14 protein-coding genes and 1 pseudogene are annotated in these 15,979 nt (G+C 65.0%); 3 read left to right on the forward strand and 12 right to left on the reverse strand.

What is annotated here, in order from left to right:
• The first annotated feature begins 19 nt into the window (after positions 1-19).
• The gene (locus OU682_RS18820) at positions 20-1,468 is read left to right on the forward strand and encodes an NAD-dependent succinate-semialdehyde dehydrogenase (protein WP_268943750.1); all 1,449 of its coding nucleotides are present in this window, start codon (positions 20-22) and stop codon (positions 1,466-1,468) included.
• Between the two features lie 112 nt (positions 1,469-1,580).
• Here OU682_RS18820 and OU682_RS18825 read toward each other — a convergent pair whose 3' ends face one another.
• From OU682_RS18825 to OU682_RS18875, 11 genes are read right to left on the reverse strand one after another with little or no spacing between them, the layout of a single operon-like run.
• On the reverse strand, positions 1,581-3,014 hold the full coding sequence (locus OU682_RS18825) for an NAD-dependent succinate-semialdehyde dehydrogenase (RefSeq protein WP_268943751.1): 1,434 nt from the start codon (positions 3,012-3,014) through the stop codon (positions 1,581-1,583).
• 29 nt (positions 3,015-3,043) lie between these two features.
• A complete protein-coding gene (locus tag OU682_RS18830) occupies positions 3,044-4,669 on the reverse strand; it encodes a GMC family oxidoreductase (protein WP_268943752.1) in 1,626 nt (541 codons plus the stop codon).
• A gap of 24 nt (positions 4,670-4,693) precedes the next feature.
• Complete coding sequence (locus tag OU682_RS18835) at positions 4,694-5,497, reverse strand: shikimate dehydrogenase family protein (RefSeq protein ID WP_268943753.1); 804 nt, start codon at positions 5,495-5,497, stop codon at positions 4,694-4,696.
• 8 nt (positions 5,498-5,505) lie between these two features.
• Positions 5,506-6,303, reverse strand: a complete 798-nt coding sequence (fabG, locus tag OU682_RS18840; RefSeq protein ID WP_268943754.1) for a 3-oxoacyl-ACP reductase FabG — start codon at positions 6,301-6,303, stop codon at positions 5,506-5,508.
• Between the two features lie 3 nt (positions 6,304-6,306).
• Positions 6,307-7,011: an ABC transporter ATP-binding protein gene (locus OU682_RS18845; RefSeq protein WP_268943755.1), complete on the reverse strand. Its 705-nt coding sequence runs from the start codon at positions 7,009-7,011 to the stop codon at positions 6,307-6,309.
• A complete protein-coding gene (locus tag OU682_RS18850; RefSeq protein ID WP_268943756.1) occupies positions 6,998-8,827 on the reverse strand; it encodes a branched-chain amino acid ABC transporter ATP-binding protein/permease in 1,830 nt (609 codons plus the stop codon). Before OU682_RS18850 ends, OU682_RS18845 begins: the two co-directional genes overlap by 14 nt.
• A 9-nt stretch (positions 8,828-8,836) precedes the next feature.
• The gene (locus OU682_RS18855) at positions 8,837-9,721 is read right to left on the reverse strand and encodes a branched-chain amino acid ABC transporter permease (RefSeq protein WP_265501982.1); all 885 of its coding nucleotides are present in this window, start codon (positions 9,719-9,721) and stop codon (positions 8,837-8,839) included.
• Between the two features lie 53 nt (positions 9,722-9,774).
• Positions 9,775-10,974: an ABC transporter substrate-binding protein gene (locus OU682_RS18860; protein WP_265501981.1), complete on the reverse strand. Its 1,200-nt coding sequence runs from the start codon at positions 10,972-10,974 to the stop codon at positions 9,775-9,777.
• Positions 10,975-10,994: 20 nt separating this feature from the next.
• Positions 10,995-12,719: an acetolactate synthase catalytic subunit gene (locus OU682_RS18865; RefSeq protein ID WP_268943758.1), complete on the reverse strand. Its 1,725-nt coding sequence runs from the start codon at positions 12,717-12,719 to the stop codon at positions 10,995-10,997.
• A 4-nt stretch (positions 12,720-12,723) separates the two neighbouring features.
• Complete coding sequence (locus tag OU682_RS18870) at positions 12,724-13,734, reverse strand: NAD(P)H-quinone oxidoreductase (RefSeq protein WP_268943759.1); 1,011 nt, start codon at positions 13,732-13,734, stop codon at positions 12,724-12,726.
• A 5-nt stretch (positions 13,735-13,739) separates the two neighbouring features.
• Positions 13,740-14,687 (reverse strand): zinc-dependent alcohol dehydrogenase, encoded by a 948-nt coding sequence (locus OU682_RS18875; RefSeq protein WP_268943761.1) that lies wholly within the window; start codon positions 14,685-14,687, stop codon positions 13,740-13,742.
• Here OU682_RS18875 and OU682_RS18880 point away from each other — a divergent pair.
• On the forward strand, positions 14,640-14,840 hold the full coding sequence (locus tag OU682_RS18880; protein WP_268943762.1) for a hypothetical protein: 201 nt from the start codon (positions 14,640-14,642) through the stop codon (positions 14,838-14,840). The genes OU682_RS18875 and OU682_RS18880 overlap by 48 nt on opposite strands.
• A 66-nt stretch (positions 14,841-14,906) precedes the next feature.
• The gene (locus OU682_RS18885) at positions 14,907-15,581 is read left to right on the forward strand and encodes a GntR family transcriptional regulator (protein WP_268943760.1); all 675 of its coding nucleotides are present in this window, start codon (positions 14,907-14,909) and stop codon (positions 15,579-15,581) included.
• 94 nt (positions 15,582-15,675) lie between these two features.
• Here OU682_RS18885 and OU682_RS18890 read toward each other — a convergent pair.
• Positions 15,676-15,979: pseudogene (locus OU682_RS18890) on the reverse strand (FAD-binding and (Fe-S)-binding domain-containing protein); the annotation flags it as partial.

Raw genomic sequence — 15,979 nt, forward strand, 5'->3', positions numbered from 1 at the left:
CATTTAGTGGAGAACTGACATGGAACTACAAGATCCCGGCCTGCTTCGGCAGGCAGCATTGGTGGGTGGCGAGTGGATCGAGGCAAATGGCGCGGGCATTGCAGTCACCAATCCCTCGACCGGCGCGCTGATCGGGTATGTCCCGCGTCTTGGACAAGCGGAAACCGCCCGCGCCATCGCCGCGGCCGAAACCGCGCAGAAGCTGTGGGCCAGGCGCACCGCCAAGGACCGCGCCGACACCCTGCGCGGCTGGTTCAACCTGATGATCCGGCACAAGGAAGATCTGGGCCGCATCCTGACCGCCGAACAGGGCAAGCCCCTGGCCGAGGCCGTGGGAGAGATCGCCTATGGCGCAAGCTTCATCGAATGGTTCGCCGAAGAAGCCCGGCGTGTTTATGGCGACACCATCCCCGGACATCAGCCGGACAAGCGCATCCTGGTGATGAAGCAGCCCATCGGCGTGGTCGCGGCGATCACGCCCTGGAACTTTCCCAACGCGATGATTACCCGCAAGGCCGGCCCGGCCTTTGCCGCTGGCTGCGCGATGGTGCTGAAACCGGCCTCACAGACGCCCTTCTCTGCCATCGCACTGGCGGTTTTGGCGGAACGTGCGGGCCTGCCCTCAGGGCTGTTCAGCGTCATCACCGGATCGGCCGCGCAGATCGGCGCCGAGATGACCGCGAACCCCGTGGTGCGCAAGCTGACCTTCACCGGCTCAACCGAGATCGGGATCGAGCTTTACGCCCAAAGCGCCAAGACCATCAAGAAACTGGGCTTGGAGCTGGGCGGGAACGCGCCGTTCATCGTCTTCGACGACGCTGATCTGGACGCCGCGGTCGAAGGCGCGCTGATCGCCAAGTTCCGCAACAACGGCCAGACCTGCGTTTGCGCGAACCGCATCTATGTGCAGGACGGCGTCTATGACGCCTTCTCCGAAAAGCTGACAGCTGCAGTGGCCAGACTGAAGACCGGAGACGGTTTTACCCAAGGGGTGAACCTTGGGCCGCTGATCGACCAGGCGGCGGTCGAGAAGGTCAAGGAACATATCGCCGATGCGGTGGCGCAAGGCGCGAAGGTCGCGCTTGGCGGCCAGCCGCACGCGCTTGGAGGCACCTTCTTCCAGGCGACCGTGCTGACCGATGTGACGTCCGACATGGCCGTTGCACGCGAAGAAACCTTCGGCCCCATCGCGCCATTGTTCCGCTTTGCGCATGAGGACGAGGTAATCGCCCAGGCCAATGACACGGAATTCGGCCTTGCGTCCTATTTCTATGCCCGCGACCTAGCGCGCGTCTTCCGCGTTTCCGAGGCGCTCGACTATGGCATGGTCGGCGTCAACACCGGCCTGATCTCGACCGCCGAGGCGCCGTTCGGCGGGGTCAAGCTGTCCGGCCTGGGGCGCGAAGGCTCGCATTTCGGAATGGATGATTTCATCGAGCTTAAATACGTCTGCCTTGGCATCGCCTGAGCGTGAAGCGGCCCTGCCCTTTGAGGGCAGGACAACGCCCCCTGAAACGTCATGCCGGACCAACTTAAAAGCCCCGCCATCGGCGGGGCTTTTACCTGTCCATGCGCGGGTGTCAGATCATCATGGTGGTGACGGTCATGGTCGTGAGATAGGCCTCAATCCCTTCGGACCCACCTTCCGAGCCGAAGCCCGAATCGCGCACGCCGCCGAAGGGCGTCTCGGGCAAGGCCAGGGCGAAATGGTTCACGCCCAGCATGCCGGTGCGCAGTTCCGTCTGGACCCGATGAGCCGTCGTCATCGACGAGGTAAACAGATACGACCCCAACCCGACCGGCAGGCGGTTCGCCTCGGCCAATGCCTCGTCCAGCGAGTTCACACGGATGACCAGCGCCAAAGGGCCAAAGGGCTCTTCGTTCATCGCCAGCATGTCGGCTGTCATGCCCGACAGGATCGTCGGCTCATAGAAATAGCCGCTGTCTCCGATCCGCGCACCCCCAGTTTCAACCTTGGCGCCCTTGCTGACCGCGTCATCCACCATGTCCATCACGGTCCCCAAGCCGCTGGCCGAGGTCAGCGGACCCATCTGGGTGCCGTCCTGCGTGCCCTTGCCGACTTTCAGTTCGCGCGCCTCTTCAGCAAAGCGACGGACGAATTCGTCATGGATCGTGGCATCGACGATGAAGCGCGTGGGCGACACGCAGACCTGACCGCAATTGCGAAATTTCCACTGGACGGCCAGCGGGATCAGGTGGTCCAAGTCGGCATCGGCCGCGATGATGACCGCGCCATGGCCGCCCAGTTCCATGGTGACCTTTTTCAGCGCCTCGCCCGCCTGCGCGGCAACGATCCGGCCTACCCGGGTCGAACCCGTCAGCGAGACCTTGTGGATCTCCGGCGCCTTGATCAGCGTGTCGGACAGCTCCGATGTCGCGCCCCAGATGACCGAGATCGCCTTGGCGGGCAGACCGGCCTCCAGCAGCGCCTTGCCGATCAGCCAAGCGGTGCCAGGCGTGTCCGAGGCAGGCTTGATAACCACCGGGCAGCCTGCACCAAGCGCGGGGGCAACCTTCTGCATGGTGTTCCATGCGGGAAAGTTCCACGGCGTGAACGCGGCGACCGGCCCGACCGGATGCTTCAACACCTGAATGTGGATATTCGGTGCACGCGAGGGAACAATGCGGCCATAGACACGGCGGCCTTCCTCGGCGAACCAGTCCAGCAGATCGGCCGAACCCAGCCATTCGCCGCGTGCCTCGGCCAGGGGCTTGCCCTGCTCCATCGACATGACGCGGGCGGCGCTATCGGCCTGCGCACGCATGATGTCCGCAGCGCGGCGCATGATCTTCGATCGTTCCAGCGCCGAAAGCGCAGCCCATTCGACCCCGCCCTGTTCTGCGGCGCGGGCCGCCTCGAGCGCCTCGGCGCGACCGGCACGCGGCGCGATGGCCAGCTCGCTGCCGTCCGAAGGATCGGTCAGGCGCAAGGTTCCGGCCGAGCCTTCGCTGCGCTCCTCTCCTCCGACGATAAGGGTCAGGTTGGGATACATAAGATTCTCCTGCATGAATTCGGCGGCGCTCAGCGCACCTGGCGGTTACCTTCCAGAACCAGATCGGCCCCCTTGGTGGCCAGCATCATCACCGCCGCCTGTGTATTGCCCGACACCATCTCGGGCATGACCGAGGCGTCGATCACCCGCAGGCCCGCGATCCCGTGCACGCGCAGTTCGGGATCGACCACCGCCATTGGGTCGGTGCCCATACGGCAGGTTCCTGCGGCATGATAGATGGTCTGGCCATTCGCCCGGGCGAATTCCAGCCATTCGGCATCGGTCCTGCAATCCGGTCCGGGACTCATCTCGGCCACGCGGAAGGCGTCCATCGGGGCCTGCGCGATGATCCTGCGCGCCAGCTTCATGCCGTCCACCATTGCGCGGCGGTCTTCCTCGTGATCCAGAAAGTTTGGCACGATCGCCGGCTGGACGTTCAGGTCGGGCGACACCGTGTGGATCGAGCCACGCGACTGCGGGCGCAACTGCGTCACGCCCAGGGTCATGCCGGGGAATTTGTCCAGCTTGCGTTCTGCCGCATTGGCATAGCTTGCGTGCATGAAGAAGAACTGCACGTCCGGCCGATCCAGATCCTCGCGCGAGCGCAGGAAGCCATGGGTAAGGCCGGTGCCATAGGTTAGCACGCCGCGCCGCTTCAGCGCGTATTTCAGCACCTCGCCCACCAGCCGGGGTCCGCGCGTCAACTCGTTCAAGGTGACGGGCTGCGAGACGCGCCAGTTCATCCGCGTGCAGAAATGGTCGAGATAGTTCTCGCCCACGCCGGGCAGCGCATGGACAGGCTGGATGCCCGCCGCTGCCAGCCGCGCCGGATCCCCGACCCCGGCAAGCTCCAGCAGGTGCGGCGTCTGGATCGACCCTGCGGCCAGGATCACCTCCGCCGCGCGGACTTTGTGGCTCTGGCCCTTGTGGGTCACCGCGACGCCGGTGGCCTGCCTGCCTTCCAGCAGAAGGCGGGTCACCCGGGCGCCGGTCAGCACGGTCAGGTTCGACCGCTTGCGGGCGGGGGCCAGCCAGGCGCGGTCGGCGGAATAGCGTTCTCCACCCGCCTGGTTCACCTGATACCAGCCGACGCCTTCCTGGCTTTTTCCGTTGTAATCGGGGTTGAACACCTGACCCTGCGCCTCGGCCGCCGCGATGAAGGCGCGGCCGATGTCGTTTTGCTCGACCACCTCATTGATGGGGAGGGGGCCGTCACGGCCGCGTAAGCCGTCGGGGTCGGGCTTCTCCCAACGCTCGATCGCCTTGAAATAGGGTAGCACGCCCTGCCAGTTCCAGCCGGTCGCGCCACGTTCCTGCCACAGATCGTAATCCTGCGGCTGGCCACGGACATAGATCATGCCGTTGATCAGCGTCGAACCGCCCAGTCCCTTGCCGCGCGGAATGGCGATGCGGCGGTGGTTGGTCGCAGCTTCCTCGGTGCTCCAGAAACCCCAGTTATAGCGCCTGTTCACCAGCAGCTTGTAGAACCCTGCCGGAACGCGGATCCACGGAGAACGCGATTCGCCCCCTGCCTCGCATAGCAGCACCTTGTTGCGGCCCGAACGGGACAGGGCCTCGGCCAGGATGCAGCCTGCGGTCCCGCCGCCGACAATGATGAAATCGAACCGCGCATCCTGCGGAAGGGCGTTTGCCATCTTCTTGACTCCGTGGCCTTGTTCTTACGCGTCTGGGACAGACGTCACGCCCATGTGCCGGGCCATCAGGCGGATCTGCTGGCGCAGCATCGGACGGCCGAAATGGATCCTCGCGCCCGCTGCACGCGCGGCCGCCAAAAGGGGCGTGACCTCAGGCTCCATGATCGCCTCGGCGACGATCTGGTTGCGGTGGAAGGCCAGGTCCGACAGGGGCAGCGCGTCATCGGCGCGCAGGCCAAGCGAGGTTGCGTTGACGATCAGGTCGCGGCGCGCGGTCTCTGGCGCACCGGGGGCAATGCGGATCGAAGGGTATTTGGCCAGCACCCGTTCCGCCAGATCGCGCGCCTTGTCCTGCGAGCGGTTGACGATGGTCAGGTGCGCCACCCCGGCCTCGGCCAGGGCGAAGGCGATCGCCGCCCCTGCCCCGCCCGCGCCCAGCAGACAGACATCCATGCCAGCCACGTCGATCCCGTTCACCCCGAGTCCGCTGACGAAGCCCTTGCCGTCCAGCATCGCGCCGATCAGCCGCCCATCGGGATCGCGGCGGATCGCGTTAACCGCGCCGATGGCTGCGGCATCCCCGACTGTGTCGTCGCACAGCGCCAGCACATCGGTCTTGTGCGGAACGGTGACGATCAACCCGCCAAGGTTCTCCAGACCGCGCAGCATGTTGATGAATTGCGAAAGGTTCTGGGGCAGTACATGGAAGGGCACCAGTACCCCGTCATGGCCGACCGAGGCAAAGAGATTGTTCATCTCCTCCGGGGTCTTCACATGCGAAATGGGGTTGGCGATGATGCAGTAAAGCCTTGTATGTCCGGTAATCATGGTGGGCCTCAGGTCATGTAAAGACCGCCAGCCACGTCGATGGTCTGGCCGGTCACAAAGCTGGATTCGGTCGAGGTCAGCCATAGCGCGACATCCGCCACCTCTGCCGGCTCGCCAAGGCGGGCCATGGGCGTCAGCTTGACCTGCTCGGCATTCACCTCGGGCGCGACCCCGGCAACCATGGGGGTCGCGATGCGGCCCGGCGCAAGGGCGTTCACCCGGATCGCATAGGGGCCGAGTTCCGCCGCCAGATGCTTGGTGAAACCGACAATTGCTGATTTTGTCGCCGCATAATGGCAGGCAACGATGGGCGAATAAGTTTTGCCCGCCACCGAAGAGGTGTTGACGATCCAGCCCCGCCGCGCGGCGATCATGCCGGGCGTCAGCGCGCGGATGGTGTTAAAGCTGCCGGTTAGGTTCACATCGACGACGCGGCGCCATTCTTCGGGCGCCATCTGCCAGACCTTGTGCGCGACGCCGTCATGCTTGGGCGAGATGCCCGCATTGTTGATGACGGTGTCGAACTCGAGTCCTGCGGCCGCAATCGCCGCGAGCAGCGCGTCATAGTCCGACACGTCGCAGGCCATCGGCACGGCGCGGCCATGGCCAAGGGCGTTCAGCGCCGCGCAGGCAGCGGCCACGTCATCGGGGTTCAGGTCGCAAATGCCAACGGTCGCGCCGCGTTCAACAAAAGCCTGCGCAATGGCCCGCCCAATGCCGCGCGCAGCGCCGGTGACCAGAACATTGCGGCCCTGATGCGACGGGCGGAAGCGGATCGTCTCGGGGGTGATTTCGGTCAGTTCCATGGATCAGATTCCCAGATAGGCGCGGCGGACATGGTCGTTCTTCAGCAGTGCCTCGGAGGTGTCGGCCAGAACGATCTGCCCGTTTTCAAGCACATAGCCCCGGTTCGCGACCTTCAACGTTGTGAAGACGTTCTGTTCGACGAGCAGCACAGTGGTGCCGGTGGCCGCGATCTTGCGCACCACGTCGAAAACCTGCGACACCACGATGGGCGCCAGTCCCAGCGAAGGCTCGTCGAACATCAGGATGCGGGGCTTGGCCATCATGCCGCGCGCGATCGCCACCATTTGCTGTTCGCCCCCGGAGAGCGAGGCCGCATTCTGGTCAAGGCGTTCCCGGACGCGCGGGAACAGCGCTAGCACCTCCTCCAGCCGTTGTTCCTGATGCTCGCGGGCGGCCTTGCGATAGGTGCCCATCTGCAGGTTTTCCCGCACGGTCATCTCGGGGAACAACTGCCGTCCCTCGGGGACCAGGATGATGCCCCGGTCCACGACCTCATGCCCAGGAAGGCGGGTGATGTCTTCGCCAAGGAAACAGATCTTGCCCGCGCGGGGCTTGATCTGACCGACGATGGTGCGCAGCGTGGTCGTCTTGCCGGCGCCGTTGGCGCCGACGATGGTGACGATTTCACCCTCTTTCACCTCAAGGCTAACGTCCTGAAGGATCGTGGTCGGACCATAGCCCGCATCGATGTTCTCAAGCGTGAGCATGGGCAAACTCCTTGCCAAGATAGGCTTCCACAACATGGGGATCGCGCACGACATCCTGCGGACGGCCCTCGGCGATCACCTCACCCGAGGCCAGCACGATGACGCGGTCCGACAGCGACATGACCGCCTGCATGACATGTTCGATGGCGATGATCGAAACGCCCGTGTCACGGATCGACAGCATCAGGTCGATGGCGCGGCGCACGTCCGTCTGGTTGATCCCGGCCATCACCTCGTCCAGCAGCAGCACGCGCGGCTGCATCGCCATAACTCGCGCCACCTCGAGCCGCTTGAGGCCGCCGATGGTCAGCCCGCGCGCCTCGGCGTTCAGCAGCGGGCCAAGGCCCATGCGCCACGCGGTTTCGCGGGCGGCTTCCCGCGCGTCCCTTTCGTCGTGGTGGCGATAGAAGGCGCCAACCATGATGTTTTCCTCGACCGTCATGGCCGCGAAGGGCTGAACGATCTGGAAGGTCCGGCCCATGCCCAGGGCCGCGAAATCCGCAGGGTTGGTGGGCTGATGGAACTGGCCATCGACGCCGCGCAGGCTGACCTTGCCTTCGTCAGGTGTCAGAAAACCCGAGATCATGTTGAACAGCGTCGTCTTGCCCGCGCCGTTCGGGCCGATCAGGCCCAGCACCTCGCCTTCGCGCAGTGTGAAGTTCACGTCTCGGGTGACATGGAGTCCGCCAAAGCGCTTGTTCAGGTTCTCGACCTTCAGGATGTCCTGGCCGATGCCGGGACGGTCAGGGTCGGGGGCTGCGACGGTATGGGCAGGGGCGACGATCGGGCCGGTCTCGGTCTGGGCCGGCTCGACGGCCGCTTTTCCGCCGCTGCGGGCAAAGCGCCTGATGGCGCCCATGATGCCGTTCGGCATGAACAGCACAAAGGCGATCAGAACAATGCCATAGACAAAACCGTGCAGGCCAAGCGCGGACGCCCCCAGCGAGGCGCGCGCCCATTCGGTGATCGGCACCAGCAGCGCCGCACCCAGCAGCGGACCCGCCACCGTGCCGATGCCGCCGATCAGCGCAAACATCGCGATCTGGATCGAGAAGGCCAGCGAGAACATCGCGGCAGGCTCGATGTAGGTCAGATACATCGCGTGGAACGTGCCCAGCATCGCACAAAGCGCCGAGGAAATCGCAACCGCGATCAGCCGGACCCGCACGGTCCGCACGCCCGCCGCGCGGGCCGCCGATTCCCGTTCGCGCGTCGCGACCAGATAGAAGCCAAGGCGCGACCGCCGGATTGCCCAGGCCACGCCCAGCGTGACCAGCAGCATGCCGAACACGATCAGCAGCGACGGCCAGCGCTCGCGGAAGACCATCCAGGTCCAGCCCAGACGCAAGTCGATCATCATGCCCGTAGCGCCGCCAGTCATGTCCTTGAAGTGCAGCGAAAGGACGCGGATCACTTCAAGAAAGGCGATCGAGGCCAGCGTATAGAACGGACCCTTCAGCCGGAAGCAGGGATAGGAAATCACCATGCCGACCACGGCGGCAACCGCCGCGCCGACGAACATGCCGATCCAGGGCGTGACGCCCAGGTTGAACAGGATCACTCCGGCATAGCCGCCGATGCCATAGAACACCGCATGGCCCAGCGACAACTGGCCGGCAAAGCCGCCGACGATGTTCCAGGCCGTCGACAGCGCGGCGAACAGGCAGATGGTGATGAAGACATGTGATACGAAGGCGTTGTCGATGCCCAGCGGGATCAGAAGAAGCGAGGCCAGAAGCACCCCGAAGGCGACCTGCGGCCAGCCGATGCTGCGGGTATTCATGCCGGTCTGGCTGTGGATGTCGCTGATGCTCATGTCGTTTCCTCAGGACAGATGCGAAAGGGTCATCCGCTTGCCGAACAGACCGGAAGGCTTCAGGATGAGGATGAGAAGGAAGATGCCGAAGACCACGGCCTCGCGCAGGTCCGAGCCGATGTAGAAGCCCGAAAGCGAATCCACGAGGCCGATGACAAGGGCGCCGAAGAACGCCCCCGGGATCGATCCCAGACCACCCAGGACCACGACCACAAAGGCTGTCAGCACGAAATACGTCCCGATATTGGACGAGGTCGGGTAAAGCGGCGCGATCAGCACGGCGGCCAGTCCCACGCAGGCCGCCCCAAGGCCGAAGCTGAGGATATAGATGCGCGGCACGTTGACGCCCATCAGTTCGGCTGCGACGCGGTGCTGTGCCACGGCGCGGATGGCGCGGCCGGTCTGGCTGTTCTTCAGGAACAGTTGCAGTGCGGCGACCAGGATGATGGCGGCAATGAAGATGTAAAGCTGGCCGGACAGGACGCGCACCGGGCCGATCTCAATCGGAGTGCGCAGGCCGAAGTTCGGCGTGTTGGCGATATCCGCGCCGAAGATCAGCAGGGCAAGGTTTATCATCGCGGTCGAAAGACCGACGGTCGCAAAGATTTGGACGTGATCGTCCTCGGCCGACATCAGGGGCTGGATCAGCACCCTCTGGGTCAGGGCGCCCAGAAGAAACATCATCGGGACGACGATGATGACGGATGCATAGGGATGAAGCCCTAGCCGCGTGGTAATCAGCCAGGTCACGAACATGCCCGCCATCAGGAATTCGCCGTGGGCGAAGTTCACCACTTTGACAATGCCGAAGATCAGCGTCAGGCCGATGGCGACAATCGCGAACAGCCCGCCAAGCATGAGGCCGTTCAAAAGGACTTGCAGAAAGGTCGTCATTACAGGCTTCCCCCGGAAAAGGGGGGCGGCTGGAAGGGGCCGCCCCGGCATCATCATTCGGCGAAGCGCATTTCCGCGACCGCGGCGCCTTCGGGATAGACCGTGACCAGCTTGCCGTCCTGCCACTGCATGCCCATCATGCTGGCCCGTTCGTTCTGGTTGGTTTCGTCGAACTTGATGCCATAGCCTGCGGCAGTCGTGCCCTCGGCCACATCGATGGCCTTGACGGCGGCGACGATCTGGTCGGGTTCGAAACCCTCGCTCTTGTCCAGCGCCTCAAGCACGGCCTTGGCGCCGACATAGTTGTTCAGCGAATGGCCCGAGCGCGGCTCGGTCCCGTATTTCGCCTTGTAGGCCTCGACAAACTTGTCCAGGCCCGGGGTTGCCTCCTGGTTCACCTCGAACTGGGTGAAGTCCACGTCATAGACGCCCTCGATCACGTCATGGCCCACCGCATCCGCCGTCGGCTGCATTGAATAACCGCCGCCGCCGCCGATGATCGCCAGCGGCTTGTAGCCCGCCTCGTTCGCCTGCTGGAGGAACAGGACCGAGTCGTTCTGGTACGAGGTCTGCAGGACCACATCGACGCCCTTCTCGCGCAGTTCCAGCACCAGCGAGGACATGTCGACGGTGTTCGCCGGATAGCCCGACTTCAGCACAACGTTCAGGCCGGCATCCTTGGCATGCGCGTCCTGGTGGCCGGCGACCGAGGTGCCGTAGGACGAATCTTCATAGATGATGCCGATCTTCAGATCCTTCGGATCCTTGCCAAGGCCCGGGGCGATGGCGTTGGCCAGCATCTCGATCGAGTCCTTGCCCATGTTCGCTGCCGTCGGGTTGGTGCGGAACAGGTAGGTCAGGCCACGGCCCGTCACCTCGTCGGCGACCGCGCCCAGTTCGAAATAGGGCACCCCTGCCAGTTCGCTGACTTGCGAGGCCGCAATCACGCGGGCCGAGGAATAGGTGCCGAAGATCGCCTTCACGCCCACCAGCGAGATCAGGCGGCGCGCTTCGCCGGTCGCCTGGTTGTTGTCCACCGCATCGCCGCGCTCAAGCACGACCTGCTCGCCTTGGATACCGCCGGCGGCGTTGATCTCGTCCACGGCCAGTTCCAGGCCGCGGGCGCTTTCCTCGCCCAGCAGGGCCAGCGGGCCGCTGATCGGGTAAAGCGAGCCGAACTTGACATCGGCGAAAGAGGGCGAGGCAAGGGCAAGACCCACGGCCGCGCTTGTCAGGAATTTCGTCAGTTTCATTACTCTCTCCCTGGTTTGGTTCAGTAGTCCAGCGCCTGCTTGCCGGTGAAGCTGGTGACAGGCGGATAGGCGCGTTCGTCGGTCACGACGTCGATGACGGTCAGGACATTGGACGAAAGCGCCGCTTCAAGCGCGGCCGGAAGATTGGCTGGGTTGTCGATGCGGATCCCCTCGACGCCGCAGGCACGGGCGATCGCCGCGTGATCCACAGGCTGGAAATGCACCACATCGGTATGCGCGCCGAACAGCGTCAGCTCGGCATGTTTCTGATAACCGAGGATCTGGTTGTTCAGCACCACAACCACGACCGGCAGGTTCATCCGCTTCGAGGTCTCGATCTCGCCCCAGACATGGGCAAAGCCCCCGTCGCCAGTTAGGCAAACGACCGGCGCGTCGGGCTGCGCGGCCTTGGCGCCAAGGGCATAGGGTAGGCCCCAGCCAAGACCCGCCAGGCCGCGCGGCGTTAGCACGCGCTGGCCTGCCTTGCGGATGGTGATACCGTCGGCCACCCAGATCGAGGAATAGGACGCATCCGCCACCACGATCGCTTTGGACGGGATCAGCCTGTCGATCTCGGCCACGACGCGCTCGGGGCGCAGGGGGCTTGCATCCGATGCGCGGCGTTCGTCACGCGCGGCTGCGCCCTTGGCCAGACCTTCGGCGATCTGTGCCTCGACGCCCGGACGGGCAGCGGCCCGCACCGACAGGTCGGTGCCCTTTAACGCGGCCACCAGTGCCTCAAGCCCAAGACGCGCGTCGCCCACAAGGCGCAACGCCTCATAGTTGCGGCCGACTTCGTTGCCGTCGATATCCAACTGAATAAAGCGCGCCCCTTCCGGGTAAAGCTTCCAGCTATCGGTGCCATTCTGGTTGGTGCGGTTGCCGACTAGCAGGACCACGTCGGCCTCGCGCACCATAGGCGAAAGTTCGGCCGCGCGGGCGCCGGGACCCATGAAATAGCCCGCGATGCCCAGCGTCAGCGGATGGGTTTCATCAACCGAACCCTTGCCCATGACGGTGGTCGCAACCGGGAAGCCCAAGTCCTGCAATTCCGCCAGCGCGGCATAGGCGCGCGCACTGTGGACGCCGCCGCCGGCGATGACCAGCGGGCGTTCGGCCCCGGCCAGCAGGCTTGCGGCTTCGGCCACGCGCGCGGGATCGGGTGCGACCGGATCCAGCGGATAGCGGCCCAGCGACGCCTGGCGTGGCGTCCTGTTCACCCCTTCGCTCAGCTCGTCCAGGATATCCAGCGGCACCAGCAGCACGGCCGGACCCGCGCGCCCCGTCGCGGCGGCGGCAAAGGCCAGATCGACGTAATCCTCGATCCGCGAGATCTCGGTCACTCGGCGCACCCATTTGGCCACGCCACTGAACAGGGCCAGATGGTCAAGTTCCTGAAAGGCGTTCTTGTCGGTGTGCAGGCGGCTGACGTCCTGGACGATGGCGACAACCGGGATCGAGGCCTTCAGGGCTTCGGCCAGGCCCGGCACCAGCAGCGTTGCCGCTGGGCCGTTCTGCGCGGTGACGACCGCTACCTGGCCCGAGACACGGGCAAAGGCATCGGCCATGGCCGCTCCGCCGTTCTCGGTCCGGTAGCCGACCTGGCGGATGCCATAGTCGGGCGCGGCCAGGAAGAAGGCCGAGGGGATCGACTGGCCGAAGACCTGCGTGACGCCATGGCGCTCCAGCGCTCCTGCCAGAAGATGGGCGCCGCTCCGGTTCGAACGATGTGCTGCGTCTTTCATTATCTTATTCCTCGGTACAGGCAGAGGTTTTCAGGATGATCTTGCCGGTATGGGCCGACGCCTCGAGATGGGCATGCGCGGCCTGCACATCGGTCAGGTCAAAGACGGAATCGATGGCCGGTCGGGCGCCCTTTTCCATGATCAGCGGGATGACCTCGGCCTCGACCGCGCGAGCCAGCGCGGCCTTCATCGGGATCGGCCGCGCCCGCAGGGTCGAGCCGCTCAGCGTAAGCCGCTTGAACAGCAATGGCCCCATGTCCATGTCCGCGCGCGCGCCCTGCTGGAACGCGATCTGCGCGATGCGGCCGTCCTCGGCCACCAGCTCAAGGTTGCGTTGCATGTAGCTGCCGCCGACCATGTCCACGACCACCTCGGGGCCGCGGCCATCGGTGAGGGCACGGCCCTCGGCCACGAAATCCTGCGTGCGGTAGTTGATCGAGGCCGACGCGCCAAGCGCGACCGAGGCCGCGCATTTCTCGTCCGAGCCGCAGGTGGTGATCATCCGCGCGCCGATCGCGCGGGCCAGCAGCGTCGCGGTGACGCCGATGCCCGAGGTGCCGCCATGCAGCAGCACAGTTTCGCCCGCCTTCAGGTTGGCGCGCTGAAACAGGTTGCTCCAGACGGTGAAATAGGTTTCGGGGATACCGGCGGCTTCGATCATCGACAAGCCGGCCGGGACGGGGATGCAGACATCGGCTTGGACCACGGCTTCCTCGGCATAAGCGCCGCCCGCGACCAACACCATTACGCGGTCGCCAGGCTGAAAGCGGGTCACGTCGGGGGCGGTCTCGACCACCTCGCCCGCCAGTTCCAGTCCCAGCACATCGGTCACGCCAGGCGGCGGCGGGTAGTTTCCGGAGCGCTGCATGGCGTCGGGGCGGTTCACCCCGGCTGCGTGAACGCGCACGCGCATCTCGCCCGACTTCAGCGCGGGCAAATCTCGTCGCACCAGTTCAAGCACCTCGGGACCGCCTGCGCGGGGCGCAATGACGGACAAAGTCCCGGCTTCAAACATTTTCCTCAACCTCCCCAGGGAAAAAGCATCACCTTCAGCGCCGCGCCCTTTCGGGCTAGCGCGAACCCATCCTCGGCCTGCCCCAGCGGCAGCCGGTGGGTAATCATCCGGGCGTAAAGCGCGGGGTCCGCGGCCAGGCGCGCGATCGCCTCGGCGAAGCCCCGCGGTGTCGAATCATGCGCGCCGCGCAACTGTTTCTTGCCGCGCACAAGCTGGTTAAGGTCCAGCGACAGCGGCTCGGCATGGATGCCGACAACGGTCAGCACGCCCCCCGGGCGCAGAATTGCAAGCCCCTCTGCCACGCTGGCCGGACGCCCCGTCGCCTCAAGGACGACATCCGGCGCGACGTTGAAACGGCTCTGCACAGCCGCGGCCAGCGTGACCTGCGCCAGATCGGCAACCGCCGAAATGCCCATGTCGCGGGCCAGCGCCAGCCGCGCATCGTCGCGAAAGCCCGCCAGCAGCACATCGGCGCCGCGGGCACAGGCAACCAGCGCAATCCCCATGCCAATGGGTCCGGGACCAAGGACGACCACCCGGTCGCCTGGCGCGACCTCTGCCACATCGACCGCGTTGATCGAAACTGCCAAAGGTTCTGTCAATGCCGCCACGTCCAGCGGCAGGCCCGCGGGCAGCGGCAGCGCGTTCGCCGCTGGCATCCGCACGCTTTCGGCAAAGCCCCCGTCGCGGTGCAGGCCGATGATGCGGCGTGCCTCGCATCCGCCCGGACGCCCGGCGCGGCAGGTGGCACATGTGCCGCAGGTCACCGTGGGCCAACAGACAATGCTGTCCCCTACGGAAACTTCGGTAACATCAGGGGCAACGGAAGCGACGATTCCGGAAAATTCATGCCCCAGTGTTAGGGGCAGAAAGGGCGCCATGAATCCATAGGACGGATCCCAGGCATGGGCATGCAGATCGCTGCCGCAAATCCCGACCGCCTGCACATCCACCCGGATTTCGCCAGCGGTGAGCGGTTCTGGCAGGTCAATGCTGACCAGTTCGGCCCCAGGGCCGGGTATGTTTTTGCGCAGCGCAAGCATGTAACCCTCCATTGGTGCAACTGCCTCCTCACAGCTAGCATGCACCATCAATTACCGTTATAAGCCACATGTTATAACGGCAAGTCAATTGCAATCCGCCGTCTTGGCGGCAACCGAGCAGAGGGAAGTTTGGAACCAACAGCAAGCGAGTGGATAAAACCTATCCAAAGGCAAAGCCTCAGCGAGCTTGCCTATACCAGCCTGCGCGAGGCGCTAATGGAGGGCCGGATGAAGCCGGGGGACGAATTGCCCTTAAGGCCGATCTCGAGAAGCTTCGGGATCAGCGCGACTCCCATGCGAGAGGCCCTGCTGCGCCTGGTCACGGAACATGCGCTGGAGATGGACGGGCGTGGCCGGATCTCGGTTCCGCATCTGACGCGCGCGACATTGATCGAGGTCCGCAAGATCCGCGGCTTCCTGGAAGGCAATGCCGCACGCCAGGCCGCCATTGCCGCCTCGCCCGAGGCGGTTGACGCTCTGGAACAGATCCATGTCGATCTTGGCACAGCCCAAGACCAGGGCGACTTTTCCCGCGCCATCGGTCTGAACACCAAGTTCCACCTGAAGCTGTGCGAGATCGCGGGCCTGCCCGTGACCCATGAGGTGGTGTCGAACCTGTGGGTCCGCTGCGGCCCGCTGCTGTCGCATCTCTACGACGCGGGCCTGCCGCCGAACTGGGATCCGCACCCTCATCTGCGCATCGTCAAGGCGATCCGCGGCAAGGATCCCGAAGGCGCCTATGAAGCGCTGAACATGGACATCGAAGGGGGCGGCGCGGGGCTTCTGGCCCATGTCTGCGACTAGGCGCCAGCCGGGACGCATTCTGCGGCCTTCAAGCCGCATGGATCGGTGACGCAAAGCGCAGGCCGACCGGAATGCCCGCGCATCCACCCCGCCGCTATCCACGCAATGTGTCGGCGATCATCCCCAGCGGATGGCGCAGGCCCTTGCCACTGAACCGCTCGGCCTGGCAGCGGCAGGAAAACCCCGTGGCAAGGACCGGCGCCCCGCCTTCGACATGATCGCGCCATGACAAGTCGTAAAGTTTGCGCGACATGGCCTGATGGCGTTCCTGATGCCCGAAAAGCCCCGCCATGCCGCAGCAGCCCGAGGCGGCAGGCGCGGCCTTCAGCCCGATGGCCGCAAAGACCTGCGCCCAAAGCGCGCCCGCGTTCGGCAGCGCGGTCTGTTCGGTGCAATGC

The sequence above is a fragment of the Paracoccus benzoatiresistens genome (assembly GCF_026913015.1).
Classification (GTDB): domain Bacteria; phylum Pseudomonadota; class Alphaproteobacteria; order Rhodobacterales; family Rhodobacteraceae; genus Paracoccus; species Paracoccus benzoatiresistens.